This window comes from Leclercia sp. UBA5958, assembly GCF_002430365.1.
Lineage (GTDB): Bacteria > Pseudomonadota > Gammaproteobacteria > Enterobacterales > Enterobacteriaceae > Enterobacter > Enterobacter pneumoniae.
Genome location: NZ_DJCE01000001.1, coordinates 296,760 through 323,688, shown reverse-complemented (window position 1 = coordinate 323,688; position 26,929 = coordinate 296,760). Strand labels below are relative to the sequence as shown.

The 26,929-nt window shown below is 55.9% G+C and carries 23 protein-coding genes; 12 read left to right on the top strand and 11 right to left on the bottom strand.

Going from position 1 to position 26,929, the window contains the following annotated elements:
* Positions 1–125 precede the first annotated feature (125 nt).
* The 3 genes from rstA (at position 126) to B2Q93_RS01590 (ending at position 3,524) form a co-directional block, all read left to right on the top strand.
* The gene (gene rstA / locus B2Q93_RS01600; RefSeq protein WP_046887236.1) at positions 126–836 is read left to right on the top strand and encodes a two-component system response regulator RstA; all 711 of its coding nucleotides are present in this window, start codon (positions 126–128) and stop codon (positions 834–836) included.
* Between the two features lie 215 nt (positions 837–1,051).
* Positions 1,052–1,417 (top strand): hypothetical protein, encoded by a 366-nt coding sequence (locus B2Q93_RS01595; RefSeq protein ID WP_046887235.1) that lies wholly within the window; start codon positions 1,052–1,054, stop codon positions 1,415–1,417.
* A gap of 10 nt (positions 1,418–1,427) precedes the next feature.
* Positions 1,428–3,524, top strand: a complete 2,097-nt coding sequence (locus B2Q93_RS01590) for a pyrroloquinoline quinone-dependent dehydrogenase (RefSeq protein ID WP_046887234.1) — start codon at positions 1,428–1,430, stop codon at positions 3,522–3,524.
* A gap of 52 nt (positions 3,525–3,576) precedes the next feature.
* Here the strand turns inward: B2Q93_RS01590 and B2Q93_RS01585 are convergent, their stop codons facing one another.
* Positions 3,577–4,491 (bottom strand): LysR substrate-binding domain-containing protein, encoded by a 915-nt coding sequence (locus B2Q93_RS01585; protein WP_233804406.1) that lies wholly within the window; start codon positions 4,489–4,491, stop codon positions 3,577–3,579.
* A gap of 120 nt (positions 4,492–4,611) precedes the next feature.
* Here B2Q93_RS01585 and B2Q93_RS01580 point away from each other — a divergent pair, with 120 nt between their 5' ends.
* On the top strand, positions 4,612–5,160 hold the full coding sequence (locus B2Q93_RS01580) for a hypothetical protein (protein ID WP_154298981.1): 549 nt from the start codon (positions 4,612–4,614) through the stop codon (positions 5,158–5,160).
* Between the two features lie 105 nt (positions 5,161–5,265).
* Positions 5,266–6,369 (top strand): NADH:flavin oxidoreductase/NADH oxidase, encoded by a 1,104-nt coding sequence (locus B2Q93_RS01575; RefSeq protein WP_286931662.1) that lies wholly within the window; start codon positions 5,266–5,268, stop codon positions 6,367–6,369.
* A 242-nt stretch (positions 6,370–6,611) separates the two neighbouring features.
* On the opposite strand, the gene catA is transcribed toward B2Q93_RS01575, so the two are convergent.
* Both catA and B2Q93_RS01565 read right to left on the bottom strand, forming a co-directional pair.
* On the bottom strand, positions 6,612–7,289 hold the full coding sequence (catA, locus tag B2Q93_RS01570; protein WP_286808854.1) for a type A chloramphenicol O-acetyltransferase: 678 nt from the start codon (positions 7,287–7,289) through the stop codon (positions 6,612–6,614).
* 325 nt (positions 7,290–7,614) lie between these two features.
* Positions 7,615–8,016 (bottom strand): RidA family protein, encoded by a 402-nt coding sequence (locus B2Q93_RS01565; RefSeq protein WP_046887229.1) that lies wholly within the window; start codon positions 8,014–8,016, stop codon positions 7,615–7,617.
* 145 nt (positions 8,017–8,161) lie between these two features.
* On the opposite strand from B2Q93_RS01565, the gene B2Q93_RS01560 reads away from it, so the two are divergent.
* Positions 8,162–8,752, top strand: a complete 591-nt coding sequence (locus tag B2Q93_RS01560; RefSeq protein WP_233804405.1) for a TetR/AcrR family transcriptional regulator — start codon at positions 8,162–8,164, stop codon at positions 8,750–8,752.
* Positions 8,753–8,851: 99 nt separating this feature from the next.
* On the opposite strand, the gene B2Q93_RS01555 is transcribed toward B2Q93_RS01560, so the two are convergent.
* The gene (locus tag B2Q93_RS01555) at positions 8,852–9,745 is read right to left on the bottom strand and encodes a DMT family transporter (protein ID WP_286931661.1); all 894 of its coding nucleotides are present in this window, start codon (positions 9,743–9,745) and stop codon (positions 8,852–8,854) included.
* A gap of 106 nt (positions 9,746–9,851) precedes the next feature.
* On the opposite strand from B2Q93_RS01555, the gene B2Q93_RS01550 reads away from it, so the two are divergent.
* On the top strand, positions 9,852–11,186 hold the full coding sequence (locus tag B2Q93_RS01550; RefSeq protein WP_233804403.1) for a PLP-dependent aminotransferase family protein: 1,335 nt from the start codon (positions 9,852–9,854) through the stop codon (positions 11,184–11,186).
* Between the two features lie 30 nt (positions 11,187–11,216).
* Here the strand turns inward: B2Q93_RS01550 and B2Q93_RS01545 are convergent, their stop codons facing one another.
* Entirely contained in the window at positions 11,217–11,819 is a 603-nt protein-coding gene (locus tag B2Q93_RS01545) for a TetR/AcrR family transcriptional regulator (protein ID WP_233804402.1), read from the bottom strand.
* Positions 11,820–11,954: 135 nt separating this feature from the next.
* Here B2Q93_RS01545 and B2Q93_RS01540 point away from each other — a divergent pair, with 135 nt between their 5' ends.
* The 3 genes from B2Q93_RS01540 to tus all read left to right on the top strand — a co-directional run bounded on the left by B2Q93_RS01540 (position 11,955) and on the right by tus (position 15,263).
* The gene (locus B2Q93_RS01540) at positions 11,955–12,836 is read left to right on the top strand and encodes an oxidoreductase (RefSeq protein ID WP_046887224.1); all 882 of its coding nucleotides are present in this window, start codon (positions 11,955–11,957) and stop codon (positions 12,834–12,836) included.
* Positions 12,837–12,958: 122 nt separating this feature from the next.
* Positions 12,959–14,260 (top strand): two-component system sensor histidine kinase RstB, encoded by a 1,302-nt coding sequence (gene rstB, locus B2Q93_RS01535; protein ID WP_046887223.1) that lies wholly within the window; start codon positions 12,959–12,961, stop codon positions 14,258–14,260.
* Positions 14,261–14,333: 73 nt separating this feature from the next.
* Positions 14,334–15,263 (top strand): DNA replication terminus site-binding protein, encoded by a 930-nt coding sequence (gene tus, locus B2Q93_RS01530; protein ID WP_046887222.1) that lies wholly within the window; start codon positions 14,334–14,336, stop codon positions 15,261–15,263.
* Here tus and fumC read toward each other — a convergent pair whose 3' ends face one another.
* A complete protein-coding gene (fumC, locus tag B2Q93_RS01525) occupies positions 15,264–16,658 on the bottom strand; it encodes a class II fumarate hydratase (RefSeq protein WP_040075874.1) in 1,395 nt (464 codons plus the stop codon).
* A 136-nt stretch (positions 16,659–16,794) separates the two neighbouring features.
* Complete coding sequence (gene fumA / locus B2Q93_RS01520) at positions 16,795–18,441, bottom strand: class I fumarate hydratase FumA (protein ID WP_040075875.1); 1,647 nt, start codon at positions 18,439–18,441, stop codon at positions 16,795–16,797.
* A gap of 198 nt (positions 18,442–18,639) precedes the next feature.
* Here fumA and manA point away from each other — a divergent pair, with 198 nt between their 5' ends.
* Together manA and B2Q93_RS01510 are read left to right on the top strand one after the other, a co-directional pair.
* Positions 18,640–19,812, top strand: coding sequence for a mannose-6-phosphate isomerase (gene manA, locus B2Q93_RS01515; protein ID WP_233804401.1), 1,173 nt, complete (start codon positions 18,640–18,642; stop codon positions 19,810–19,812).
* A gap of 100 nt (positions 19,813–19,912) precedes the next feature.
* The gene (locus tag B2Q93_RS01510; RefSeq protein ID WP_233804400.1) at positions 19,913–21,448 is read left to right on the top strand and encodes a YdgA family protein; all 1,536 of its coding nucleotides are present in this window, start codon (positions 19,913–19,915) and stop codon (positions 21,446–21,448) included.
* Between the two features lie 50 nt (positions 21,449–21,498).
* On the opposite strand, the gene B2Q93_RS01505 is transcribed toward B2Q93_RS01510, so the two are convergent.
* The 4 genes from B2Q93_RS01505 to B2Q93_RS01490 form a co-directional block, all read right to left on the bottom strand.
* On the bottom strand, positions 21,499–22,674 hold the full coding sequence (locus tag B2Q93_RS01505) for a YncE family protein (RefSeq protein WP_233804399.1): 1,176 nt from the start codon (positions 22,672–22,674) through the stop codon (positions 21,499–21,501).
* Positions 22,675–22,708: 34 nt separating this feature from the next.
* The gene (locus B2Q93_RS01500) at positions 22,709–24,928 is read right to left on the bottom strand and encodes a TonB-dependent receptor domain-containing protein (protein ID WP_286931660.1); all 2,220 of its coding nucleotides are present in this window, start codon (positions 24,926–24,928) and stop codon (positions 22,709–22,711) included.
* Between the two features lie 184 nt (positions 24,929–25,112).
* A complete protein-coding gene (locus tag B2Q93_RS01495) occupies positions 25,113–25,769 on the bottom strand; it encodes an energy transducer TonB family protein (protein WP_233804397.1) in 657 nt (218 codons plus the stop codon).
* Positions 25,770–25,891: 122 nt separating this feature from the next.
* Positions 25,892–26,746, bottom strand: a complete 855-nt coding sequence (locus tag B2Q93_RS01490; protein ID WP_233804396.1) for a ChaN family lipoprotein — start codon at positions 26,744–26,746, stop codon at positions 25,892–25,894.
* Positions 26,747–26,929: the final 183 nt, after the last annotated feature.

The following is a 26,929-nucleotide window of genomic DNA, read 5'->3' as shown; positions in this document are numbered from 1 at the left end:
CTTCCCTGCAACAATTTATTCACAATAATGAGCAGCATAACGGAACGGCTGCAATTTGCGAAAGATTAATGGAAGGTTAAGGGAGTGCGGTGTATGTTGGCTTTTTTCGCCATCTCAGACGTTGTATGAATAAGATTGTATATGTAGAAGATGAACCGGAAGTGGGCCAGCTGATTGCAGCCTACCTGGGAAAACATGATTTCGAGGTCATCGTTGAACCTCGCGGCGATCGCGCCGAGGAGGTGGTGGCCCAGCAAAAACCGGATCTGGTGCTGCTGGACATCATGTTGCCCGGCAAAGACGGCATGACCCTGTGCCGGGATCTGCGTTCACAATATAGCGGCCCCATCGTTTTACTCACCTCGCTTGATAGCGACATGAACCACATTTTGTCGCTGGAGATGGGGGCAAATGACTATATTCTGAAGACGACACCGCCCGCCGTCTTGTTAGCGCGGTTGCGTCTGCATTTACGCCAGCGCGTGGGTGCCCCGGCGGATGCCCCGGGTCTAACGCCCCATAAAATGCTGCGCTTCGGTACGCTTTCCATCGACCCGGTTAATCGCCAGGTGATGCTCTCGGGCGATGAGGTTGCGCTCTCAACTGCCGATTTTGATCTGTTATGGGAGCTGGCCACCCACGCGGGGCAGATAATGGATCGGGATGCGTTACTGAAAAACCTGCGCGGCGTCAGTTATGACGGCCTGGATCGCAGCGTTGACGTGGCTATTTCGCGCCTGCGTAAGAAGCTGCTCGATAATGCCACCGAGCCGTTCCGTATTAAAACCGTGCGTAACAAAGGCTATCTCTTTGCACCCCATGCCTGGGAGATGTAAAACCCATCACCTGGACGCAAAGCATCATTTTGCGCCAGGTTTCCTCTCCCCTTAAAAAAATCCTCTTCTATACTCATTTACGTTCAGAGAATTCTGTGGTCGTTATTCCCAGCACCTTGATTTATTTATGGTTGCTTTCAGGGTCCCGGCCGCAGTGTTTCCGATAACAACATAGTGATGATTTGTTCTTTTTTTTGATAGGGGGAGTTCCTGGTATGTTGCAATCTCAACCTTCGCGCGTCGGCAGCCTGTTGCTGCTGCTGGCCGCGGTCATTGGCTTCGCCGTGGCGTTATACGCCTGGCTGACGCCGCTAACCGGCGTCACCGGCACTATCGGCGCGCTGGGCGTGGCTATCGCCTGCGTGGTGCTGGCGGTACTTACCCTGATGTTACGGGCCGCCTCCCGTCGCGGTTCCCGCATTTTCCTGATTATTATCACCCTTGTGGTACTGGTGGGTATTGGCTTTGCGGCCGCGCTGCTGCACCAGTACATCATCACGGCAGCGATGGTGGTCGGCCTGATTGGTCTGATTGCGTTGAGCAGCAATTCCGTTCGTCACAATCACCACGTCAACGTCTGAGGAGCCACCCGTGCATAACGATAAACACTATCCCTTCATGAAGGTCAGCCTGACGGCGATAGCGCTGCTGGTTGCTCCGCTCTCGCTGCAGGCGCAGGATAAAGCCGCTGAGGCCTCCCAGGGGACCCAGGAAGAGCTCAATGTGGACGCGGCCGATCAACAACAGCCGGGCACCACTAAAACTACCGATGAAGCCTCCACTGGTAAACGCGAGGGGCAAAAAGTCGCCTCGGCCAACCAGCCGGCTACGCCGCTGGTGCCCTCTACGGCCACCTGGGACAGCTTCCACGGGCAGCTAAACGCGCAGAAATACAGCCCGCTGAAGCAGATTACGGCAGAGAACGTGGGCAAGTTAACCAAGGTGTGGGAGTTTCATACGGGCGACGTGTCGGATGGTAAAGGCGACACGCCCGCTACCGTCTGGTCAGCGACGCCTATTTTTGCCAATGACACCCTTTATATTGGTACCCCCTTCGATCGCCTGATTGCGCTGGATCCGGGTACCGGCAAAGAGAAGTGGCACTATGACACCAAATCACCGCGCAAGGCGTTGACCCAGCCGGTGCTGAAGAACCGCGGCGTCTCTTACTGGCAGGCCAAAAATCCGGTTGCCGGCGAAGCCTGCCAGAAGATCGTCTATATGGGCACGGTCGATGGCAAGCTCTACGCGATAGACGCTGACTCCGGCAAGCCATGCAGCAACTTTGCAGATAACGGCATGCTGGACGTTAACCAGTGGAATACAGTGAATGCCAAATTCCCGCTCTCTATCCTGCAGCCGCCAACCGTGGTGGGTGATCACCTGATCGTAGGCTGGGCCGGTAAGGACTGGGCCTATGCGGAAGCGCCTCCGGGCAGCGTGTTCTCAATTAATGCACGTACTGGCGAGCGCGAGTGGACCTTTGATGCAATACCGGCCGACATCCGGAAACGCACCGGTACGGCCAACGTCTGGACGCATATGTCTGCCGACGAGGCTCATGGCCTGGTCTATCTGCCGGTCTCCTCCCCGTCACCTAACTACTGGGGTGGTAACCGCACCAAGCCTATCCCTCTTGGCACCTCCACCACCGCGCTGGATATCAACACCGGTAAAGTGGTCTGGTCCCGTCAGTGGGTGCACCATGACGTGTGGGATTACGATATCAACTCTGCGCCAACCCTGATGGATATCACCGTCGACGGCAAGCAGATCCCGGCGCTGATTCAGGCCACTAAACAGGGCTTCCTGTTTGTGGTTAACCGCCTGACCGGGGAAGATGTCTGGCCTATCGAAGAGCGTCCGGTACCACAGGGTGATGGCTCGGTGCAGGGGGAAGTCCTCTCGCCTACGCAGCCGTTCCCGACCAAACCCGCGCCGCTGCTCGATCAGTCGAAAAAGCCCGCTATCTGGAAACTGGCGGATATTGTCGGCGCCGGGCAGTGTAGCCGCCTGTGGGACAATTTGACCTACGAGGGGATGTATACCCCGCCCACCACGAAAGGTGAAGGTGCATTAACCTATCCGGACAGCGCCGGTGGCGTTCAGTGGGGCGGCGTGGCCTTTGATCCGCATAAGCAGATTGCTATCGTTAACACCTCACATATCGTGCAGTACGTGAAGCTTTATAGCCGCGAAGATTACGATAAGGCGGACAAAAGTGCTGGCAATGAGAGCGGCTTTGCGCCACAGGAAGGGGCACCTTACGGCCTGCGTCTGATGGTCGCCAATAACTGGCTGGGCATGCCGTGCTGGGAACCGCCATTCGGCGAGATTGTCGCGCTGGATATGCACACCGGGGATGTCAAATGGCGTCGTCCGGTTGGCGCATCGCAGCAGTATGGCTTCTTTATGCCGGAAAGCTGGGGCTCGCCGACCATTGGCGGGCCGGCTGTAACGGCGGGAGGCGTGGTCTTCATCGGTGCCTCAATGGATGCCAAAGTGCGCGCCTACTCGGTGGAGAGTGGCGATGAGCTATGGTCCGATCAGGTTGAAGCGCCTGCGGTGGCCAACCCCTCCGTGTATGAGTACAAAGGCCGCCAGTACGTGGCGTTCGTTGCCGGGGGGAACACTATCCTGAAGGATCAGGTGGGCGACCAGGTAGTGGTTTACGCGCTGCCTGAGTAAAGTGCCAGTCAACAGCAAGGGGCCCGAAGGCCCCTTTTTTTATGGCTACGTTTTACGTGTTCGCGTGTACAGAGGCGGTCGATCGCTGCATCTCCTGAATTATCCACTCCCGAAGCAGCACCACCTCCGGCCGCACGGCACTCTCGTTCATCGTCACCAGATAATAATTGGCACCCGGTAACGAGCAATTAAACGGCGTCGTCAGCATGTTGCGCGTAATCAGATCTTCCGCCAACAGACTGCTGGCAATGACGACCCCCTGTCCCGCCACGGCTGCCTGCAGCGCGTGAGTTTCATCGCTAAAATAGAGCCCCTTACTGGCGTTGAGCGTTTCCGGCCCGTAACGCCTTTTCCAGTGCTGCCAGTCCGGGGATTCAGCCGGTACGTGCCGGTTCTCCACATGGAAAAGCGTGGCATTAAGCAGATCCTCCGGGTTTTGCAACCTGAGTGCCGGGCTGGCCGCCACGACAAACTTGTCCTCATACAGCAGCGTGTTGTGCAGCCCCTCCTCAGGGGTTTCGCGATAGCGGATCGCCACATCAACGGTACGCTGTGTTAAATCCACTTTTTCAACGCTGGTGTGCAGGTGCAAATCTATCTGCGGAAATTGCGCCTTGAAATCCGCCAGACGCGGCACCAGCCAGTTCGTTAAAAAATTGGAGGTGGTAGTGATCGTCAGCGCAGGCGGATGTCTGGCCCGCTCTATCTGCTTAACCGCCGATGATAACGCGGTAAACGCGCTGGAGGTTCCCGCATAAAGCAGCTCCCCGGCCAGGGTCATCTTTACCCCCTGGGCATTACGTTCGAATACCCGGCACGCCAGCGTCGATTCGATGAGCCGGATCTGATGGCTGACAGCGGTCGCACTCACGTTAAGCTGCTTAGCAGCCTCTTTAAAGCTCAGCGCGATGGCAACGGCATGAAAAGCGCGTAGCGCGCCGAGCGGCGGTAAACGGGATAATTTCATGATGAATTAATCTCATCTATGGCTGAAAACAATGACTTTGATTCACTGATAACGCAGGCAATAAGCTTATTACACATCTCTTAATGGATGAATTTTATTTTCGCTTACCCTGAGGTTTTTATGTCACTGTCCACTTTACACAACGCAGGTCGCCTCCCGGCAGAGGCGCGAAACATCGCCTCCTGTATGCTATTCAGTCTGCTGGGCGCTGAGCTGACGCTGTTTTTCACGGCTGAAACCAGTCTCAGCCTCATAGATGCCGCAGTCTGGCTGATGGCCTTCTTGTGCAGCTACCGGCTGACAAAGAGAGGCATGATGTCCCCCCTGCCGACGTTACGTCGTCTATGCTATGGATTTGTCGCCACTGCTGGCGGACTGATACTGATACGCTTTGCTACGCATCATTACCTTCAGGAGTATGGGCAGCTTGTCGGCATGGTCTGCGTTGGGGCTGGGCAGGGAGTAGCGAGCAGAGCAGTGCAATGCCAGTGGCAGGGCGAACGTCCCGGACGTTTACTGCGCCTTGTCATTGTACTCTTTGTCATCCTGAGCAGCCTGCTGATCCTGAACGTCTCTGCGCTGTTGGGCGTAACCCCTGCGGTCGCCCTGCTGGTCGATCTGGCTCTACTGGGAGCGCTCTACTGTAAAATCGTGCAGCAAGCCCCCTGACCTGCATTGCCAGTCACCGCGCCTTTAGGGCACAAATGCGTAACCGGATTAGAAATAAGTATCAGTAAGGTAGAGAATCTTTACGTTAAAGCTGGAGCGATAAGCATGTCTAAACCGAAATTGTTTACACCGTTACGTATTCGTAATCTGGAAATTGAAAACCGTATCGTCATCGCCCCGATGTGTCAGTATTCCGCCGAAGAGGGCTGCATGACTGACTGGCACACGCTCCATCTGGGGCAGCTGGCCCTCTCCGGTGCTGGCTTGCTGACGATTGAGGCGGCGTCCGTCTCCCCGGAAGGGAGGATCACCTGGGCGGACGTCGGGCTATATGATGATAAAACCGAAGCGGCAATGGGCCGGGTGCTGGAAACCATTCGCAAGTGGTCCCCTATCCCTGTTGCCATTCAGCTGGCGCATGCAGGCCGTAAAGCCTCCACCCACAGACCCTGGGAGAAGACGGGACAAATCGCACCCGACCAGCAGGGTGGCTGGCAGACGCTGGCCCCCTCTCCGCTCCCCTACAGCGAAGGCTATACCGTTCCCACCGCCCTTGACCGGGAGGGTCTAGCCGAAATCCGCGAGCAGTTCGCCAGCGCTGCTAAACGCGCCGCCCGGCTGGGTATTGACCTGATCCAGATCCATGCCGCACATGGCTATTTGCTGCATCAGTTCCTCTCTCCACTTTCTAACCAGCGCACAGATGAATACGGCGGTTCCCTGGAAAACCGTGCCCGATTCCCGCTGGAAATTTTCGACGTGGTACGCGAAGCCTTCCCGGCAGAGAGAGCAATCAGCGTGCGAATTTCGGCAACGGACTGGGTGGAAGGCGGCTTTGACCTGGAAGAGGCCGTCGCCTTTTCTAAAATGCTGGAAGCGCGTGGGGTGGATGTGATTCACGTCTCCAGCGGCGGCCTGCATCCGGATCAAAAGATTGAGGTCTATCCCGGCTACCAGGTTCCACTGGCCAGAGCGGTGAAAGCGGCCGTTAACATTCCGGTGGTGGCGGTCGGACTCATCACCGAGCCTGAACATGCGGAATCGATCGTGGCCAGCGGCGACGCCGACTTCATCGGCATTGCCCGTGGCGCGCTGTATAACCCGCGCTGGCCATGGCACGCCGCCGCTGCGCTGGGAGCCCAGGTGCATGCCCCGGATCAGTATCTGCGTTGCCAGCCCCATACGCTGAAAAACCTGTTTAAATCCTGACGAATGGGCGCGATCCCGGCAACGCGGTCGCGCCCTCATTTGGCTGGCATTTTCTCTTTCAGAGAGAAACACCTACCTGAAAAGCCCTCTTTTTCCTCCGCCGCCTTCGTCTTAACGTGTTCCTGAATTCAACGCGACAGTGCCACCGCGTTGTCGAAATCATTCAGAAAACAGGAGACACAATGAGTCATTTACAGTCACTGCAACAATCTCCTGCGGACTGAATCTATGCAGGTGCCCTTCTACGCTTGCTGGGCATCTGCCAGGCTCTCGATGTCATTACACAGCGCTTGCAACTCGTTATACAGTCTTGCCAGATGGAAGCCATCGCACACGGAATGGTGCACCTGAACGGCGAGCGGCAAGACCATTTTTTCCTCTTTTTGATGATATTTACCAAGCGTAAACATCGGAGAAAAAAAGTTCTGCATGTTCGCGACGTTGACATTGAAACTGGTAAAGGTGACCCAGGGAATAGCCGAGACGAAAAAGACATTTTCCAGCGACTGTTCTTTAGGCCAATAGGCTAAATTATCCCCATAGCGTGCCACATCTTCTGAATAGACCTGCTGAAAATGGTGAATATTGCCATCGTAATGGCTCCATAATGATGAAAAGGTCTCCGTTTCATTATGGAAAATAGTGTATTGCGGATGTATTTCATCCCAGATGACAAGCTCGTTATCTTTTATAGCCATGCGGAACTCCGCATGGCTATTAACGATTTTCGAAATAAGAAAAATTATCGTCGGGTAAAACTTCCAGCCAACGTTTTTGATATGTTTGTGCAGCGCGTTAATATCCAGTTCTACGGTCTGGTTGATTGTACTTTGCGCAAAGGACTGAAATACCTCAAAGTGCTCTTTTCTGGGCCAACGAGATAAATCGACAGGCGTATATCCAGGCGTTATTTTTTTCATTCTCTAACCTTTGATGACAATTACCTATAAATGTCAGGCCACCTGCTTTGATGAATTAAGCAAGTACACAGATTCCATATCGCATTGAGTGCAAACGCATTTATCAGAGTAGCGCATCTTTATACGGCAGGGAAGAGAAGGCTCTTAAGCCGATAAGCCTGACATTAATCCTGGTTGTGCTATCCGGGGGTGTTTTATCGCCAGGGAATCGCCTACAGAGCAGCGCCAGGCGGGTCGTTAACCTTGATTTCAGAGAATTAACGTTTTGGCCTGCTTCGCTAGCGAGTCTCACAACCGACCCGCCAGCGTGGATAAAGATTCAGCGTTATTGCGCAGCGCCAGGGATACGGGCAATAACCTTAATTTCAAAATCAAACCCAGCAAGCCAGGTTACGCCAACTGCGGTCCAGTTTGGATAAGGGGGCTGCTGAAATATTGCGTTTTTAACCTGCATAATGACAGGAAACTGGTTTTCTGGATCGGTATGAAAGGTCGTGACATCAATAAGATCATCAAATGTGCAGCCGGCCGCCGAAAGCGTCGCTTCCAGGTTATCGAAGGCTAACTGAACCTGGGCGGCAAAATCCGGTTCGGGTGTGCCATCATCGCGACTTCCGACCTGGCCTGAAACAAAAAGCAAATCGCCTGAACGAATTGCCGCAGAATAACCGTGCGCATCATAAAGCGCATGGCGGTTTGGGGGAAAAACAGGTTCGCGTTGGATCACAGGGATTCCTCTTTTTGTTCCAGGGTAGAATTCGATAAGCTAGAGAGCTGCAGTTGGTTTAACATACGCTATGTATGTTAAATAGATATCACATACGCGATGTATGTCAAGTGAGATACACAGCGTATGTCAAAAGGAGAGTGCTATGGCTGCGAAACGCCGCGTCGAGATGATGGAAGAAAACCGCGCAAAAATGATTGCCGCAGCGCGTAAGGCGTTTGCTGAAAAAGGCTTTGCCGAGGTTTCAATGGATGAGTTGACCGCAAGCGTAGGTCTCACCCGCGGGGCGCTCTACCACACCTTTGGCGATAAAAAAGGGTTACTCGCCGCGGTTGTTGCGCAGGTGGATGGTGAAATGGCGCAACGTGCTAAAGCGGCCGCCGTGACGGCCCGCGACGACTGGGAGAGGATACTGGCAGAAGGCATTGCCTACATAAAAATGGCCCTGGATCCTGAAGTCAGGCGCATCGTGCTGCTTGATGGCCCCGCTTTTTTGGGCGATCCCTCCCAATGGCCAAGCCAGAATAGCTGTCTGGAAGCCACCCGCCAGACTGTTTCTGAGCTAATCGAGCGCAACATTCTCAAAGAGGTAGACGCGAAAGCCGCGGCTCACCTGTTGAACAGCGCTGCGCTGAATGCGGCACTTTTGATCGCCGCCAGCGATGCTCCGCAACAGACGCTGCCAAAAGTGATTGAGGTATTTACCCTACTTGCAGGCGGCTTACGTAATACATGAAACGAAACCGCCTGACGGTTGTGCAGGGCTCAAAGGCGGACGCAGAGTGCATACAGCACCACCCGTGTTCGGCCATAGCCGATACCCGGAAGCCCGCCCTCATACCTGAGCATACCTGCGGGATCCGATGACGCAGAGGATCACCCCCAGCGTAACCAATAGCATTAGTGGGCTGACTGTTTCGGAGAGCAGTGTTGCCGAGAGGCCCAGGCCGAAGAAGGGCTGCAGCAACTGGAGCTGCCCTACCGCGGCAATGCCGCCAGCCGCCAGTCCCCGGTACCAGAAAATAAAACCGATCAGCATACTGAACAGGGAGACATACCCCAGCGCGGCCCACCCTTGCAGGCTTATCACCGCCATGTTTTCTGGCATTGTCGCATAAGTAGCGAGCAGCATCAGCGGCAGGGAGAGGATCAACGCCCAGCAGATCACCTGCAAGCCTCCCAGTTCACGTGAGAGCACTGCGCCTTCAGCATAGCCAAGACCACAGACAACCACGGCGGCCAGCATCAGCAGATCGCCCGTGAAGGAGACGGTGGATCCCTGCGACAGCGCAAAACCCATCACCAGCAGGCTGCCAATCGCAGAAAATAGCCAGAAAGCCAGCCGGGGCCTCTCCCCCCCTCGGACAACGCCAAACGTAGCGGTCGCCATTGGCAACAGCCCCAAAAATACAATGGAGTGAGCGGAGGTCACATGCTGCAGCGCCATGGCAGTCAGCAAAGGAAAACCCACCACTACGCCCAGGGCGACAATAATCAGCGACAGGCATTGTTGAGCCCTGGGGCGTTGTTGTCGGCAAAACAAGACCAATGCTAAGGCCAGCCCACCGGCAAGGGAGGCGCGCAGAAATGTCAGAAAAAAGGGATCGATTTCCTGAACCGCTATCCGGGTTGCGGGGAGCGAACCACTGAAAATAACCACTCCAATCAGGCCGCTTAGCCAGCCAGATCTTCCCCCTGGGCGCGTTTCACTGACTTCGTTTGTTACCACTTTAGACCTCTCAAAGTTAGGACACTACTTCAGCGACTTAAGTTGACGCCCGCTATGCTAAGGCCCACCATTTATGACAATCAAATAATCGTCATGGATACAATCTATGAAAGCGCGGTATAAATCCATCGTGGATGCGTTTGCCTCCGCCATCCGCAGCGGCACGCTTGCTCCGGGCACACGTCTTCCTACCCACCGGGCACTTGCTGCTGAGAAACATATTTCGCTGGCCACCGCTACCCGCGTTTACGCTGAGCTGGAAGCCATGGGTCTGGTGAGTGGAGAAACCGGCAGAGGAACGTTCGTCAGAGAAATTTCCCTGCCCGCGGGGTTGGGCATTGATCAGTACGCGGTAGCCTCGGATATTCTGGACCTCAACTTCAACTACCCCTCTCTGCCGGATCAGGCGGAACAGTTACGCGAAGCCATGCGGCAACTGGCCACCTCAGGCGATCTGGCTTCCCTGCTGCGTTATCAGCCGCACGCCGGAAGACAAAACGACAGGGAAACCATTGCATCATGGCTTAGTTCGGCCGGTATTCAGCGTTCTGCAGATGACGTTCTGATCGTGAATGGTGCCCAGCACGGTCTGACGGTTACGGTGATGGGGTTACTGAATCCGGGGGATGTGGTGGCTGTTGATGCGCTGATCTATCCCGGTTTTATCGCGCTGGCCCGTCTGTATCATCTGGAGCTTGTCGCCATACCTGTTGAAGCTACCGGCCCCGATCTGAACGCGCTCAGGGAGCTGTGCCAGCGCAGACGCATTCGCGCGATATATACGATGCCCACGCTACATAATCCGCTTGGCTGGGTTCTGAACGACGCCCAACGACGCGAACTCGCGCTGATCGCCAGAACCTACAATCTGCTCATCATTGAAGATGCAGCCTATGCTTTTCTTGTTCAGCGCCCCCTGCCCCCGCTTGCCGCCTACGCGCCCGAACGGACGGTTTACGTAACCGGATTCGCGAAAAACGTGGCGACCGGCTTACGCGTCGGCGTCGTCGTTTGCCCTGTGATGATGCGGGGGGCGCTGGAACGGGCTATCAGAGCAACGACATGGAATGCTCCTTCCCTGATGGTCTCCATCGTTTGCGGCTGGATTAAAGATGGCACGATTAAACGCTTCGAATCACTCAAAAGACGGGATGCACGTCAACGCCAGGCGCTGGCCCGAAAAATACTCTCTAACTATGCCTGCGTAAGCCATCCCAACGCTTACTTTCTCTGGTTACCGCTTCCGCAGGAGGTTCGGGCTGACCGGCTAGTTCAGCAGTTAGCCCAGCAACAGATTTCGGTCTCAACGGCAGAACCGTTCTGCACCTCAACGCATGTGCCGCACGCCATTCGCCTCGCCCTTGGTTCAGTCAGCATGCCGCAGTTAAAGGATGCCCTGACTGCAGTGGACGCGGCCATTGTCTGGGAGACCGATCGTTAAGCGAACCCTGGAATGGCCGGCGCCCGGGGCTTAATCGCCAAACAGTTCAGACTGCAAAGAGAGAATGTTCGCCCTGAGGTAATCGCCAAGCGGCTTTTGGCACGCTTCGCACAGCCAGTCATCGACTGCGAGGCGCATCGCGCCTGTGGCTGCCATGGCCGCCATTTTTAGCGCCGGCGCGCCTTGTGGTGCAGGCCAGAGCGCGCAAAGTGCGGCATAAGCGGCCTCTTCCATTCTGAGAAACTTCATCTGATTACCCATGCGCAGTTGTTCGTTCGACTGCGTCAGTCGGGCAATCAGTGCGGCAATATCCGGATCCATGCTGATAGTCATGGCCAGCAGCGCTTCACTGACCACGCCGAACGGCGTCGTGCTGTTGCCACGGCTGACTATTTCTGCATACAAAGATTCGGGCAGGCCGTTCTGCCATGCGAGGATAATCTCTTCTTTGGAGCTGAAATAGTGGAAAAAGGTCCGGCGTGCAATGCCCGCCGCACTGGCAATGTCATCCAGCGTTGTACCCTCAAACCCTTTCTGCGCAAACAGAGTTAACCCCCTTTCGGTGAGCTTTCGATGCGTTTCCCGTCGCTTTCTTTCACGGGTACCTTCTGCTTTTTTTAATCCGTCCGACACGTTACTTTTCCGTCACCATTGAAATATTGCACTCAGTGCAATATATTTATTTGCACCCGGTGCAATATTAGCCCGGCAAACCCGGCCTCTACAAGCGCTCCACCGGCCTTCTTTCTCCCATTCCAGGATAATTTCATGATCAATCACATGCCTAAAACGTACACCCCCGCCGGCACCCGGCTTAATCTGGGCCGGATGGGTTATGGCACCATGCAGTTACCCGGCCCACATGTATGGGGTCCCCCACCAGATAAAGAGGCGGCCCTTTCGGTACTGCGCGAGGCTGTTGCGCTCGGTGTAAATCATCTGGATACGGCGCAGTTTTATGGCCCTGACGTTTCCAACCAGCTGATACGCGAAGCGCTCTGGCCCTATCCTGAAAACCTGACGCTGGTCACCAAGGTGGGCTACGTGCGCGGCGCTGACGCCTCATGGCGGCCTGAGATCAGCCCGGACGGACTTGAACGTGCCGTGCATGAAAACCTGGAGACGCTGGGCCTGCAGGCGCTGGATGTGGTTAACCTGAGGCTTGGCGGGGTAAACGGGCCCGAAGCGGGATCGCTTGCAGCCCCTCTGGAGGCGCTGGTCAGGCTGCAGGAACAGGGTCTTATTCGCCATCTGGGATTGAGCAACATCACGCCTGCCCAGTTCGCCGAGGCTAAAGCCATCACGGACATTGTTTGTGTACAGAATCAATACAATATCGTCAGCCGAAACGATGACGCATTTATCGACTCACTTGCCGGGCTGGGCGTTGCTTACGTCCCCTTCTTCCCGTTAGGCGGCTTCACACCGCTACAGTCGTCGCTGCTCAATCAGATTGCCGATGAGGCGGACGCCACGCCGAAGCAGATAGCCCTTGCGTGGCTACTCCATCGCTCGCCAAATATTCTGCTTATCCCCGGCACCTCTTCGGTGGCGCATCTGCGGGAAAATCTGGCGGCAGCGGAGGTGCTGCTCTCACCGGAGCAGATGAACCGGCTCAACAGGCTTAGCGCCAGTGGCGGCCACGGTTAGCCTGACGAATAAGGTAACTGAAGCAGCCCGGTTCAGAAGCAGTGCAATTAGCGATACACTAGCGCCTTCGTACGACTCTGCTGCAATACTGCAAGGTTAAATCGTTGTTTTGGTGGTGATCCGTGAAAAAACTGTTTGTGCAGTTTTATCTCCTGCTGTTCGTCTGCTTTCTGGTGATGACTATCCTGGTCGGGCTGGTCTATAAATTTACCGCCGAGCGCGCGGGCCGACAGTCGCTGGATGATTTAATGAAAAGCTCGCTCTACCTGATGCGCAGCGAGCTGCGCGAGATCCCGCCGCGCGACTGGGCGCAGACGTTGAAAGAGTTGGATCTGAACCTCTCCTTCGATTTGCGCATCGAGCCGCTGAACCATTACCGGCTGGATGCTGCCACCGCTCAGCGCCTTCGCGACGGCGATATCGTCGCGCTGGATGATGAATACACCTTCATCCAGCGCATCCCCCGCAGCCATTACGTGCTGGCAGTCGGCCCTGTGCCCTATCTCTATTTCTTACATCAGATGCGGTTGCTGGATATTGGCCTGCTGGCTTTTATCGCCATCTCTCTCGCCTTTCCGGTCTTTATCTGGATGCGCCCTCACTGGCAAGAGATGCTGCGGCTGGAGGCCGCCGCCCAGCGTTTTGGTGAGGGGCACCTGACCGAGCGCATCCATTTTGACAGCGCCTCCAGCTTCGAACGGCTCGGCGTCGCGTTCAACCAGATGGCGGACAATATCAATGCCCTGATTGCCAGCAAAAAACAGCTTATCGATGGGATTGCCCATGAGCTGCGTACGCCGCTGGTACGCCTGCGTTATCGCCTGGAGATGAGCGAAAACCTCACCGCCGGGGAGTCGCAGGCGCTGAACCGGGATATCGGACAGCTTGAGGCACTGATTGAGGAGCTTCTGACTTACGCCCGCCTCGATCGCCCGCAAAATGAGCTGCAGCTCAGCACCCCTGACCTCCCTGCCTGGATCCGCAGCTATGTGGATGACGTCCAGAGCGTCACCCCCACGCGCACGCTGGTCCTGAGCCAGGTGACCGCCGGGGAGTACGGCGCGCTGGATATGCGCCTGATGGAGCGCGTGCTGGATAATCTGGTGAATAACGCGCTGCGTTACAGCAACCAGACGTTGCACATCGTGCTGGAACTGACGGGAAGCCGGGCAAGCCTGACGGTGGAAGACGATGGCCCCGGCATCGCTCCGGAATCACGCCAGCGGGTCTTCGAGCCCTTTGTCCGTCTTGACCCAAGCCGCGACCGTGCTACCGGCGGGTGCGGCCTGGGGCTGGCGATTGTTCACTCAATCGCGCAGGCCATGGGCGGCGATGTACAGTGCGATGAGAGCACGCTGGGCGGCGCCCGTTTTTGCTTTAGCTGGCCGGTTTACCACGCCATTACCCTCCCCACCCCTGCCTGACCCCACGCGCACGCTGGCCTGACCCGGCGTGCTGTGCTATACAGTAAGTATGTTGTAACTAATGAGACTGACTATGGCGACTTACGATCTTATCGAGCGGCTTAACGGAACCTTCCGGGAGATGGAGCAGGCTCTGGCCGCACTAACCGAAGATCTTCAGCAGTGCCGCCTGCTGGCCGCCCGGGTGTTTTCCCTGCCGGAGGTGGTGAAAGGGGCCGAACAGGATCCGCTGAATACGATTGAGGTAAAACAACATCTTGGGCAAGAGGCGCTCTCGATGGCCTTGCAGCACTACCGGCACCTGTTTATTCAGCAGCAATCCGAACGGCGCAGCAGCAAAGCCGCCGTCAGGCTGCCAGGGGTGATCTGCCTGCAGTTAGAGAGCAAACGGCGGGAAACGGTTGAAAACCGCATTACGCAGATTAATGAGCTGAAAGCGGCGTTCGAGAAGATCGTCGTTGAGGAGTCGGGCCTCGCCCCCGCCGCCCGCTTTGAATGGGTGCACCGCCACCTGCCCGGCTTGATCACGCTTAATGCCTACCGTACCCTCACGGTGCTGCGCCACCCGGCTACGCTGCGCTTCGGCTGGGCGAATAAACACATCATTAAGAACTTTACCCGCAACGAGGTGCTGGAGATGCTGGAAAAGAGCATTAAAGCACCCCGCACCGTCGCCCCCTGGTCACGGGAACAGTGGCTGGAGCGTCTGGAGGCGGAATACACGGCCATCGCCGCATTGCCGGCCGATGCGCGGCTGAAAATAAAACGTCCGGTGAAGGTGCAGCCTATCGCCCGCGTCTGGTATGCCGGGCAGCAGAAGCAGGTACAGTACGCCTGCCCCACGCCGTTGATTGCGCTGTACGATGCGGATCAGGGGGCGGTGATGCCGGATATCGGGGAACTGCTCAATTACGATGCTGAAAATATTCAGCATCGCTATAAGCCCGAGGCGCAGCCGCTGCATCTGATTATTCCGCGGCTGCACCTCTATGTGGCGACCTGATTATTTCATGCTGCCGACCATCTCTTCCGGACGGACCCAGCTGTCGAACTCGGCTTCGCTAAGATAGCCCAGCGCCAGGGCTGCTCCCTTCAGGGTCAGCCCCTCTTTATGGGCTTTTTTGGCGATTTCTGCCGCCTTATCGTAGCCGATATGGGTATTGAGCGCGGTCACCAGCATAAGAGACTCATTCAGCAGCTGGCTGATGCGTTCCCGGTTCGGTTCAATGCCCACCGCACAATGTTCGTTGAAGCTCTCCATTCCGTCCGCCAGCAGTCGCACCGACTGCAGGAAGTTATGGATCACCATGGGACGATAGACGTTCAGCTCAAAGTTACCGGATGCACCACCCATATTGACCGCCACGTCGTTGCCCATCACCTGACAGCAGAGCATGGTCATGGCTTCGCACTGGGTAGGGTTGACCTTACCCGGCATGATGGAGCTGCCCGGTTCGTTCTCTGGAATGCTGATTTCGCCGATGCCGCAGCGCGGGCCCGAGGCGAGCCAGCGGACATCGTTGGCAATTTTCATCAGCGAGGCGGCCAGCCCTTTCAGGGCGCCGTGAGCGTGAACCAGCGCATCGCAGGTGCCCAGCGCTTCAAATTTGTTTGGTGCGGTTACAAACGGCTGGCCGGTGATGGCCGCCAACTCTTCAGCCACCCGCACGGCATATTCCGGATGGGTGTTCAGACCCGTGCCTACCGCCGTGCCGCCGAGCGCCAGCTCCGCCAGGTGCGGCAGGCTGTGTTCGATATGGCGCAGGTTGTGCTCCAGCATCGCCACCCAGCCTGAGATCTCCTGACCCAGCGTCAGTGGGGTGGCATCCTGCAGGTGAGTACGACCAATCTTGACGATATCGCTGAACGCCTGGGATTTCGCCGCCAGCGTTTGCTTTAACACATTCAGTTGCGGGATAAGTTGCTCACGCAGAGCGATCACCGCCGCCACGTGCATCGCCGTCGGGAAGACGTCGTTAGAACTCTGGCTTTTGTTGACGTCATCGTTCGGGTGAACCTTGCGCTCCATCCCACGCACACCGCCCAGCAGTTCGCTCGCCCGGTTAGCCAGCACTTCGTTCATATTCATGTTGCTTTGGGTGCCAGAGCCGGTTTGCCAGATGGCGAGGGGAAACTCGTCGGGATGTTGACCTGCCAGCACTTCATCGGCGGCGCTGATAATGGCGGTGGATTTCTCGGCCACCAGCAGGCCAAGATCCTGGTTTACTTTCGCCGCGGCGCGTTTGGTCAGCGCCAGGGCCTGAATCAGCGAGACGGGCATCTTTTCAGTCGAGATGCGGAAGTGCTCCAGCGAGCGCTGCGTTTGCGCGCCCCAGAGCTTATCCGCCGGGACGTCGATGGCGCCCATGGAATCTTTCTCACTGCGTAACGTTGTCATTACTTTCTCCTTGATAAACAAATGGGATTGCTCACGTGCTTAAGGAATAAGTATTGATGGCTTCAAAGAAAACGCATGGCGCTTTGTGCGCTCTTATTAAGACCGGGTAGCCCAGGGCTACCCGGCAGAAACATCTTTATTTCACGCAAGCCGCGCACTGAGAGGACTGGATCTGTTTGAAGAAGTCGTTGCCTTTGTCATCCACCAGGATAAACGCCGGGAAATCTTCTACTTCAATTTTCCAGATGGCTTCCATCCCCAGCTCAGGGTATTCAACGCACTCCAGGCTCTTAATACTGCCCTGCGCCAGCACCGCTGCCGGGCCGCCAATGCTCCCCAGATAGAAACCGCCGTGCTTATGGCACGCATCGGTCACCTGTTGGCTACGGTTACCCTTCGCCAGCATGATCATACTGCCGCCGTTGGCCTGTAGCTGATCGACGTAAGAGTCCATACGCCCTGCGGTGGTCGGCCCCAGGGAGCCAGACGCATAGCCCTCTGGCGTTTTGGCCGGGCCGGCGTAATAGATCGGGTGATCTTTAATGTACTGCGGCAGCCCTTCACCGTTATCCAGACGCTCTTTCAGCTTCGCGTGGGCGATATCGCGCCCCACGATAATGGTGCCGTTAAGCGACAGACGGGTAGAGACCGGGTACTGAGAGAGCTGCGCCAGAATGTCACTCATCGGGCGGTTCAGATCTACACGCACCGCTTCACCCTCTCCCGCTCTGCGAAGCTCGGCCGGAATGTATTTACCCGGATTGTTCTCCAGCTTCTCGATCCAGATGCCGTCGCGGTTGATCTTAGCTTTAATGTTACGGTCCGCAGAGCACGACACGCCCATCCCCACCGGGCAAGAAGCCCCGTGACGCGGCAGGCGAATCACGCGAATATCGTGCGCAAAGTATTTGCCGCCAAACTGTGCCCCCAGGCCCAGATTCTGCGCTTCAGTCAGCAGCTCTTGCTCCAGCTGGATATCGCGGAACGCCTGACCGTGTTCGTTACCTTCCGTTGGCAGCCCATCGTAATATTTTGTGGAGGCCAGCTTAACGGTTTTCAGGGTGCTCTCGGCGGAGGTACCGCCAATCACAAAGGCGATGTGGTACGGCGGACAGGCCGCGGTGCCCAGGGTACGCATCTTCTCCACCAGATAGTTTTTCAACTTACCGGGGCTTAGCAGCGCTTTGGTCTCCTGGTAGAGATAGGTTTTGTTCGCGGAGCCGCCGCCCTTGGCGATACAGAGGAATTTATACTCATCGCCATCCACGCTGTAGAGGTCGATCTGCGCGGGCAGATTCGTGCCGGTGTTGACCTCTTTATACATATCCAGCGCCGCGTTTTGCGAGTAGCGCAGGTTGTCTTCGATATAGGTGTTATACACGCCGCGAGCCAGAGCGGCTTCGTCACCGCCGCCGGTCCAGACACGCTGACCTTTTTTCCCGGAGATGATCGCGGTGCCGGTATCCTGGCAGGTAGGCAGAATGCCCTTGGCGGCGATATCGGAGTTACGCAGGAACTGCAAGGCTACGTACTTATCATTTTCGCTGGCCTGCGGGTCGCTGAGGATATCCGCTACTTGCTGCTGGTGCGCCGGGCGCAGCATAAAGGACGCATCGTGGAAGGCCTGCTGCGCCAGTAGCGTCAGGGCCTGCGGATCCACTTTCAGGATCTCCTGGCCTTCAAATTCAGTGACGGAAACGTGGTCGCGGGTTAACAGGTAATATTCGGTTTGATCCTTCGCAAGAGGGAAAGGATCTTGATAATGAAAGGGTTTGTTCGACATTGTGCTCTCACTTACGACATTGCAGATTATGGTTCGGGCAATTTTCCGTTGCCCTCTATAAAAGCGAGTTAGCTTATCCTACACAATTTTTTAACAAAAACTGAGACTAGTACGACTTTTTGCGCCCGCAGGTTACTTCCGGGCGGTTTATTGCTTTAATACGGGCAGTTAATTCTACTTATGAAACAGGGCTTGATAATGCAAAAACTCATCAACTCAGTGCAGAACTATGCCTGGGGAAGTAAAACTGCGTTAACGGAACTCTACGGTATCGCCAACCCAGACCAGCAGCCAATGGCCGAGCTGTGGATGGGTGCCCACCCGAAGAGCAGCTCAAAGATTGACGTTCACGGCGAAGTGAAATCCTTGCGTGACGTGATTGACGGTGACAAAGCCGCATGGCTTGGCGACGCCGTTAATCAACGTTTTGGCGAACTGCCCTTCCTGTTTAAAGTGCTCTGCGCCGCACAGCCACTTTCCATTCAGGTGCATCCGAATAAACAGGCGTCTGAAATCGGCTTTGCCAAAGAGAACGCGGCGGGTATCCCAATTGATGCCGCCGAGCGTAATTACAAAGACCCGAACCATAAGCCGGAGTTGGTCTTTGCCCTTACCCCCTTCCTGGCGATGAATGCGTTTCGCGAGTTTTCGGAAATCGTCTCGTTGCTGCAACCGGTCGCCGGGGCCCATACCGCTATCGCCCACTTCCTGGAAAATCCCAATGCCGAAGGGCTAAGCCAGCTGTTCGCCAGTCTGCTGAACATGCAGGGCGAGGAGAAAGCCCATGCGCTGGCCGTGCTGGCCGCGGCGCTGAACAGCCAGCAGGGTGAGCCGTGGGAGACCATCCGTCTGATTGCGCAGTTCTATCCGGACGACAGCGGCCTCTTCTCTCCGCTGCTGCTGAACGTGGTGAAGCTGAATCCAGGGGAAGCGATGTTCCTCTTTGCCGAGACGCCGCATGCGTATCTGCAGGGTGTCGCGCTGGAGGTGATGGCCAACTCCGATAACGTGCTGCGCGCAGGCCTGACGCCGAAGTACATCGATATTCCGGAGCTGGTGGCCAACGTCAAGTTCGAGGCCAAACCGGCGGCAGAGCTGTTAACCCAGCCGGTGAAAAACGGTGCCGAACTGGACTTCCCTATCCCGGTTGATGATTTTGCCTTTGCTCTGCACGACCTGAGCCGCAACGAAACGGCAATTGCCCAGCAAAGCGCGGCAATTCTCTTCTGCGTTGAAGGGGAAGCGATACTCAGCCAGGGCGAGCAGCGTCTGGTGCTCAAACCTGGCGAATCGGCCATTATCAGTGCCAGTGAGCCGCCGGTGAGCGTCAGCGGCGTGGGTCGCCTGGCCCGGGTTTTCAATAAGCTATAGTCACTTACTGAATTTTTTAACAACTCTTGCTAAGCTAGTGAGAGCCTTTTCCATCGCCAGGCGGTATTTACCGCCTGGTTTCATTTTAGGGATAATCAGAATGAAAAAATCGGTCGTAGCGGTTGGCGTTATTGTTGCATTAGGCGTGATCTGGACGGGTGCGTCCTGGTACACCGGAAAACAGCTGGAAAGCCGTCTGGCCGAGATGGTGGCGCAGGCGAACAGCGAAATTAAGCGCACCGCCCCGGAAGCCGGGCTGGCGCTGAGCTATCAGGATTATCAGCGCGGGCTGTTCAGCAGTAAAATGCAGCTGGTGGTTAAGCCAGTTGCGGGCAGCCAGGAGAGCTGGCTGAAGCCAGGCCAGAGCGTGGTGCTGGATGAGGTGGTCGATCATGGTCCCTTCCCTGCGGCGCAGCTAAAACATTTCAACCTCATCCCCTCGATGGCGTCGGTGAAAACCACCCTGGTGAACAACGAAGCGACAAAGCCGCTGTTTGATCTGGCGAAGAACCAGTCCCCGTTTGAGGTCAATACGCGCATCAGTTACGGCGGTGACACCTCCTCTGACATCGACCTGAAGGCGCTGAACTATGAACAAGGCGACGAAAAAGTGGCCTTTAGCGGCGGTCACTTCAAGCTGGATGCCGATCGCGAGGGCAACGTCTTCTCGCTGACCGGTGACGCCGCCAGCGGGCTGGTGAACGCGGTTAACGAATATGGCCAGAAGGTTCAGTTGACCTTCAACAACCTGAAAACCGATGGCAACAGCCGACTGACCTCCTTTGACGAACGCATCGGCGATCAGAAACTGACCCTGGATAAGCTGGCCATCGCCGTGGAAGGGAAAGAGATGGCGGTGCTGGAGGGTATGGATCTGGACGGCAAGTCCGAGGTCTCTAAAGATGGCAAGAGCATCGATAGCCAGCTGGATTACACCCTGAAGAGCCTGAAAGTGCAGAATCAGGATCTGGGCAGCGGCAAGCTGGCCCTCAAAATTGGCAATATTGACGGCCAGGCATGGCACCAGTTTAGCCAGCAGTATCGCGCCCAGAGCCAGGCGGCGCTGGCGGACAAAGCGCTGATGGAGAGCAACCCGGCGCTGTACCAGCAGAAAGTGATGGACGCATTCTATGGCAATCTGCCGCTGCTGCTGAAAGGCGAACCGGTGATCACCATTGCGCCTCTGAGCTGGAAAAACAGTAAAGGCGAAACGAACTTCAACCTGTCGCTGTTCCTGAAAGATCCGGCCACCGCGACCGGCGAAGCCCAGACCCTGACCCAGGAAGTGGATCGCAGCGTGAAATCGCTGGAGAGCAAACTGACGGTGCCGGTGGATATGGCGACCGAGCTGATGACCCAGATTGCGAAGCTGGAAGGGTATAAGGACGAGGATGCCGGCAAGCTGGCGAATCAACAGGTGAAAGGCGTTGCGGCGATGGGCCAGATGTTCCGCATCACTACCCTGCAAGATAACGTGATTGGCGCCAGCCTGCAGTACGCTAACGGCCAGGTCACCCTGAACGGACAGAAGATGTCGCTGGAAGAGTTTATCGGTATGTTCGGTATGCCAACGCTGGGTCTGCCGACACCGGCAGCACCTGCTGCTCCTGCGGCGCCTGCTGTTCCTCAGCAGTAAGCCTGAACCTGAAAAGCCCCGCCAGTGCGGGGCTTTTTTTATATCTGGCTTCAGGATTTATTCAAATCGATACGCAAAATTCGCTCTTTTGCCCCTTTCACAAACACGTCCGGATCCCAGTCGCGGTTAAAGCCCTCTTTGATGCCGACAAAGAGCGTATCCATATCCGCTGAGAGCGCCATCTGGTTCGGGTAGACCGGTACCACAAATTCTCTGGTCACCTTATAGTTTTTCGCATCGATAACGCTAAGGGTACCGCTGGTAAAATTCGTGACGTAAAGCTCGTTATACTTCGGGTTGTATTTTACCGCATTGGCGCCCGCCCCGGTGTGCACGAAGCCGAGCTGTTTTCCATCGCGCAGATCGAAAATATAAAGGCCGTCATCGGGGCCGCTGCGATCTTCATGGTTAAAGACCACCACGAACGCGCGCTGCGAAGCCGAATCCACGGCCAGATTCTGCACGCTGCTGATCTGCGGCTTAACATTTTTCAGGGCGATGGTGCGTTGTACCTTCTGCGTCTTCGCATCGATCTCATTGATATAATCCCGGCCGCCCACGTAGATTTTCTGTGTCTTCTCATCCAGCGTCAGGCCATAGGCGGTGCCGCTATAGGCTCCCTCCACTTCACCCTTCAGCGCCAGGGTTGCCCCATCCAGCATCAACAATTTATGCACCGGCTGCATCCCTTCCCCGCTTTTCAGCATATTGCTGTAACTGACGAAAAGGGTGTCAGAGGCCGGGCTGTAAACCATATGCCGCAGATGTTCGAAGCGCGCATCGGCCGCGTTGGCGAGATTGAAACTCAGCTTGTCGCTGGTTTTAAGCAGTTTACCCGTTTCGCTGTCCAGCAGGCTGATACGCAGCGAAGCCGACTGGGTATGGCCCACATAAAGCCGATGCCGCGTCGGGGCGAGCGCCAGAGAGAAGGCACGGTATGGCATCTCAAGACGCCGCTCTACCGCCAGCGTTTCCGGGTTAAAGGTATAGAGAAAGCCCTTATTGGCCGCCCGGTTCATGCGGTCTGTCACCGCGACGAAAAGATGGTGGCCGCTGTTGTCGTATGCCAGCTCGTAAAGACCTTCGTTGGCATCCTCAAGATAGTTCGTCGAGAGCGCAAAGCGGGTCAGTTCGCGCGCGGGTGGATCGATGGCCAGCGCCAGGGTGGGGATCAGCGTGGCCAGACAGAGCCCGGCAAGTTGTAGTGATAAACGAGAACGGTTCATAAAATTTCCTGATCAGTGTACAAAAAGTTGATGCTCAGAACTGAATTTCGCCGCCGAAGACGTAAGTCCGCCCGCGCGCGGTGGTGTTCACGCTGGCGCCCTCCTGGGCGTAATCGAGACTCTGGTTCATGCGATTGAGGGCTTCGGCGTAATCGCGGTTCGTCACGTTCTGTACGCTAAAGCGCAGCAGGACGTTGTCGGTCATCTGCCAACTGCTATAGAGGTCGATCACCGTCGGGATATTGGGCATCTTCTCTTTAGGAACGCTGTTGGTGTCGGTGCTTATCCCTTCAGTGCTCAGGCGTTTGGATTTACCGGTAAATTTCACCAGGCTGCCAAGGGTGACTTTTTGATCGAACAGACGCCCGCCAATATCCAGCGTGGCGTAGCTCTCGGGAAGATCGCTCATATCGCTGTAGGCGAAGCTGTAAACGGTGCTGGCAATAGAAGTGGGCTGGTCGGTCTGCTGTTTGCTCCACGCGAGGTTGGCATAAGCGAAGCCCACATCGTAGCCCGCCTCGATCTCATACCCTTTGGTGGTGACAGGTGACGTGGTGTTGACGTAGACGTTCGCGTTGAAGCCACCAAAGGAGTTTTCAAGGTCATGACAGAGCTGGCCGCTGTAGCAGAGCATAAAGGATTCACTGGTGATGTAATCTTTTATCCGGGTGTGATAAGCCAGCGCCTTCAGGTGGAAACTGTCCTGCTCCAGCAGCAACCCTTTCTTGTTCACGTTAAAACCAGCCTCCCAGGTCTCGGCTTTCTCGGGCTTAAGGAAGGGGTTCATCGAGGCGCCGCCCTCGTTAGCGAAGAAGACCTCCTGCACGTTTGGCGCGCGTGACGAGTGACTCCAGCTCACGAAAGGTTGCAACCACGGGGTGACCTGTGCAGAGAGCGTGGCCGACGGATTAAAGGCCTTGTCATCCAGTCGGAGCGTGGTGGCCCCCTGTGGGAAACATTTCTCGTTATCGGCACAGGCGGGTTTATGCCCCTCGACCTGGCTGCGGGTATAATTGAGGTTGAGATCCAGCTGGTAGATATCTTTATTCAGCGTCAGTCCTGTATAGAGGGCGGAAATCTTCTGTTTACCTGCGGGGGCAAAGGCGTTGCGATCGGTTTCCGTACTCTGCACAAAACGGCGACTGTAGCGCGTGTCCATCACTTTGCCGCCGACCTGAAATTCGGCATACAGATCCTGTGCCAGCGTAAACCGGCTGGTGTTATTCAGATCGACAGCATTGGATTTATTGGTGGTGGACGAGCGGTTGAAATTATAGAGCGACTCGGGCTTATAAGATTGATTCCCGCGGCTGGTGCTGGCCAGCAGATTAATATCGATCAGCTCATTCAGCGGTGTATAGTTATAACGCACAGCGTAATCGTCGCTGGTAATATCCCTGCGGGTAAAGGTATTACTGTAATTTCTGCCGGAGAGTTCGATTTTATTAAATTCGTCCGGATTGAAATTCAGTTTATAGATTTCTGAATGCGGCTCCTGGCGCAGGTATTTATTATCTTCGCCGATAAAATCTTTACTGCTGCGCCCCCCGCCGTTTTTATAGGTGGCATAGGTCCGCGTGCCGCTAATGCCGACCATTGCCCCGAGTCCGCCACCGTTGGCAAAGGGATCCGTTTTCCCGGCAACCGCCACCATGCCGGTGCGCCCCAGGCCGTTATCACCAACCTTAAAGCGTGAAAGCACCCCGATCTGTCGCCCCGCCATCAGCACATCATCAACGCCCAGGGTACGCATATTGGCGCTTCCGGCCAGAGCGTTAACTCCCTGAGAACCGGCGCTATTTCCACGTGTGACATCAACCTCGGCCAGGAAGTTAGGATCGAGTGGCACGCCTGCCGCGGTGTTGGCGCCGCCGTGATAGTTCGCCGGAGCCATCCCAAAGAAGGTCTGGGTAACGCCATCCACCATCGTATTGACGCGACCCAGCCCGTTCATCCCGCGGATATTTACGCTCACCGTTCCCTGTAAAGGATCGATTTGGGTATAGGTCCCCGCCATGCTGCGAAGCGAAGCATCCAGACTCTGCAAATTTTTATTCAGCGTCCTTGAGCTGTAAGCGCCCGGCCGGGTATAGCTCTCGACAGAAGAGCCAACCTGTTGTTTCTCCTCCAGCGGATTATCGGTAATGGTCAGCGGTGAAAAGACCGATTCCCCCTCCTGTTCCGCCGCAAAGGCATGACCGTGCACAATAAGCAGCCCGGTCAGCAGCCCCTTAACCATGTGTGACTTTTCCATAATCAATTCCTGATATTTTTATTTTCAAGGAAAAATGAGCAGCCGCGCCCCTCCTTCTTATTTCGAAGGATGACAGCGCATTGCTCAGAGCAAAAAAAATCCGCAGAGCGCGTGTTAGTTAATTAGCGCCCCTGCATGTAATGAAATCGACTTCGCGAAAATGAATTATGTGGATCTGTTTTTATTAGATATTTGTTAAACCAAATTCCACCGGCAATGTGACTATTTGCATGCCGCTTTTGACAATCTCCTTTGGCGGCGGTGGGAGCGGGCTCGCCTTCTCCAGCGCCATGAGTGCCGCTCTGTCCAGTGACAGCGTGCCGGACGAAGAGACCAGCTGTGAGCTCAGCACATCGCCCCGCTCATTGACGCGAAACATAATCACGGCCGTACCGGAGCGTTTACGCCGACGAGCATCTTGTGGGTAGTTGCGCATTTTGTTGATCTTGCCTTTAACCAGCGATTCCCAGCCGATTTTACGCTGGCTGATATGCGCCGAATCGGTATCCAGCGGGGCGGCGGTACGCTGCGTCTGCACCGTCTGAACTGGCGGGGCGGCCAGACTGGTCATGCTTGCGTTGCCCTTCTCCTCTTTTTGCTCTCGCTGGGCTTTTTTCTTTATTTCCCTCTTTTTTCTACTTTCGGGTTTCGGGCTGGCGGCGGCCAGTTTAACCTCAGCGTCGTCGCGTTCAGGCAGCGCTGGCGCTTCCTTTTGCCGCGCGGTCTCCTGTTCACTCATTGCCTCCAGACTACGCTGCTGACTAATACCGGGCGATGAGTCGGGATGGATCAGCGAAACCTCAAACTCTGTAGATTGTTCCATCATTACGGCGGCAGGCATCGGCGCGTCCTGCTCCCGCGTGAAGTGAAGAAGAAAAGGCATGGCCAGTGCAAAATGAAAGAGGGCGCTTGCAGCACCGCTTCTGAGCCATGAAGCGCGCGGTAGGGCCGTTATCTGAGCGTTCATCGGGAAACGGGCACCGACCAGACAAAATCAGCCTGTTTTGCCGATACTGTGGTGCCGTCCGTGGTAAGCATGACCACTATCGGTGCCTCCGCGTGTAAATCCGCCATGTGCAGCGGCACGCCAATGTCTTTCGCTGCATGGTAGCCTCCTGCAATTAATAAAGCCGGGCGCGCCGCCTTGCGCAGCTGTTCCGCCATAAAGCGATCTCGCTGTTGCTGGATGGCGATCATCGCGCGCATCTGGTCGTCTTCGATCTTCCCGTCGTGCATCAGCCAGATGATGGCCGACAGGGCTTCATGCACCTTCGGCTGCGAGGCGTGCTCCCCCGCAGGGAAAACCGGGTGCGTGTAAAGTTCGCTGACCTGCTGGCGGCTGATATTTGCGGCGAGCAGCGGATAAGGTCCTTCCAGCGCCGTCATAACCAGTTCACCATATAGCGTCCACGGCCAGCCTGGATCCCAGCGTAAGGCATGCGCCGCGCGGTTACTGCTTACCGTCGTGCCAGATCGCGTCGCCTCCTTCACCCGATTGACCGCCTCCTGCTGGCTGCTGTTGATCATCTCCAGCAACACGCTCCCCTGCGGACGACGCTTATTCAGGTTTTGCAGTAGCGCATTTTCAATACGGTGATGTTCCACATTGGTATGCTCTTCGCCAACAATCACCATGGGGACGGTCGCCAGGCGGGCAAACAGTTGCTCCGGGGTCAACGTCTCGCCAGTTGCGGTATCGCGTATCGAGGCGCGCGCTGTGTCGATAGAGGAGAGTGGCTGCTTTTCGGTCGGCAGACTGTGACAGCCGCCAAGCAGCAATGCGCTGCAGAGCAATAACGAAGTAAAAGCGTATTCCATACGTAATCCCAGTTTCAGACGCCATTTTTTAGCATTATTTTTATATGCTATTAATTTGCGCAGAATTATATTCAGTAATGATAATAATTATCAAGATCATTCGCATTCACATGATTAGTGGGGAGATTTGCATCAAGGGGGCGGTTCCCGCGAAACGCGTCGCCGGGAACCGGAATGAAGAGA

Bases quoted from the DNA above. Each gene is read 5' to 3' on its own strand.
- rstA (WP_046887236.1), top strand. From the start codon at position 126: ATGAATAAGATTGTATATGTAGAAGATGAACCGGAAGTGGGCCAGCTG.
- B2Q93_RS01595 (WP_046887235.1), top strand. From the start codon at position 1,052: ATGTTGCAATCTCAACCTTCGCGCGTCGGCAGCCTGTTGCTGCTGCTG.
- B2Q93_RS01585 (WP_233804406.1), bottom strand. From the start codon at position 4,491: ATGAAATTATCCCGTTTACCGCCGCTCGGCGCGCTACGCGCTTTTCAT.
- B2Q93_RS01580 (WP_154298981.1), top strand. From the start codon at position 4,612: ATGTCACTGTCCACTTTACACAACGCAGGTCGCCTCCCGGCAGAGGCG.
- B2Q93_RS01575 (WP_286931662.1), top strand. From the start codon at position 5,266: ATGTCTAAACCGAAATTGTTTACACCGTTACGTATTCGTAATCTGGAA.
- catA (WP_286808854.1), bottom strand. From the start codon at position 7,289: ATGAAAAAAATAACGCCTGGATATACGCCTGTCGATTTATCTCGTTGG.
- B2Q93_RS01560 (WP_233804405.1), top strand. From the start codon at position 8,162: ATGGCTGCGAAACGCCGCGTCGAGATGATGGAAGAAAACCGCGCAAAA.
- B2Q93_RS01550 (WP_233804403.1), top strand. From the start codon at position 9,852: ATGAAAGCGCGGTATAAATCCATCGTGGATGCGTTTGCCTCCGCCATC.
- B2Q93_RS01540 (WP_046887224.1), top strand. From the start codon at position 11,955: ATGATCAATCACATGCCTAAAACGTACACCCCCGCCGGCACCCGGCTT.
- tus (WP_046887222.1), top strand. From the start codon at position 14,334: ATGGCGACTTACGATCTTATCGAGCGGCTTAACGGAACCTTCCGGGAG.
- fumC (WP_040075874.1), bottom strand. From the start codon at position 16,658: ATGACAACGTTACGCAGTGAGAAAGATTCCATGGGCGCCATCGACGTC.
- fumA (WP_040075875.1), bottom strand. From the start codon at position 18,441: ATGTCGAACAAACCCTTTCATTATCAAGATCCTTTCCCTCTTGCGAAG.
- manA (WP_233804401.1), top strand. From the start codon at position 18,640: ATGCAAAAACTCATCAACTCAGTGCAGAACTATGCCTGGGGAAGTAAA.
- B2Q93_RS01510 (WP_233804400.1), top strand. From the start codon at position 19,913: ATGAAAAAATCGGTCGTAGCGGTTGGCGTTATTGTTGCATTAGGCGTG.
- B2Q93_RS01505 (WP_233804399.1), bottom strand. From the start codon at position 22,674: ATGAACCGTTCTCGTTTATCACTACAACTTGCCGGGCTCTGTCTGGCC.
- B2Q93_RS01500 (WP_286931660.1), bottom strand. From the start codon at position 24,928: ATGGAAAAGTCACACATGGTTAAGGGGCTGCTGACCGGGCTGCTTATT.
- B2Q93_RS01495 (WP_233804397.1), bottom strand. From the start codon at position 25,769: ATGCCTGCCGCCGTAATGATGGAACAATCTACAGAGTTTGAGGTTTCG.
- B2Q93_RS01490 (WP_233804396.1), bottom strand. From the start codon at position 26,746: ATGGAATACGCTTTTACTTCGTTATTGCTCTGCAGCGCATTGCTGCTT.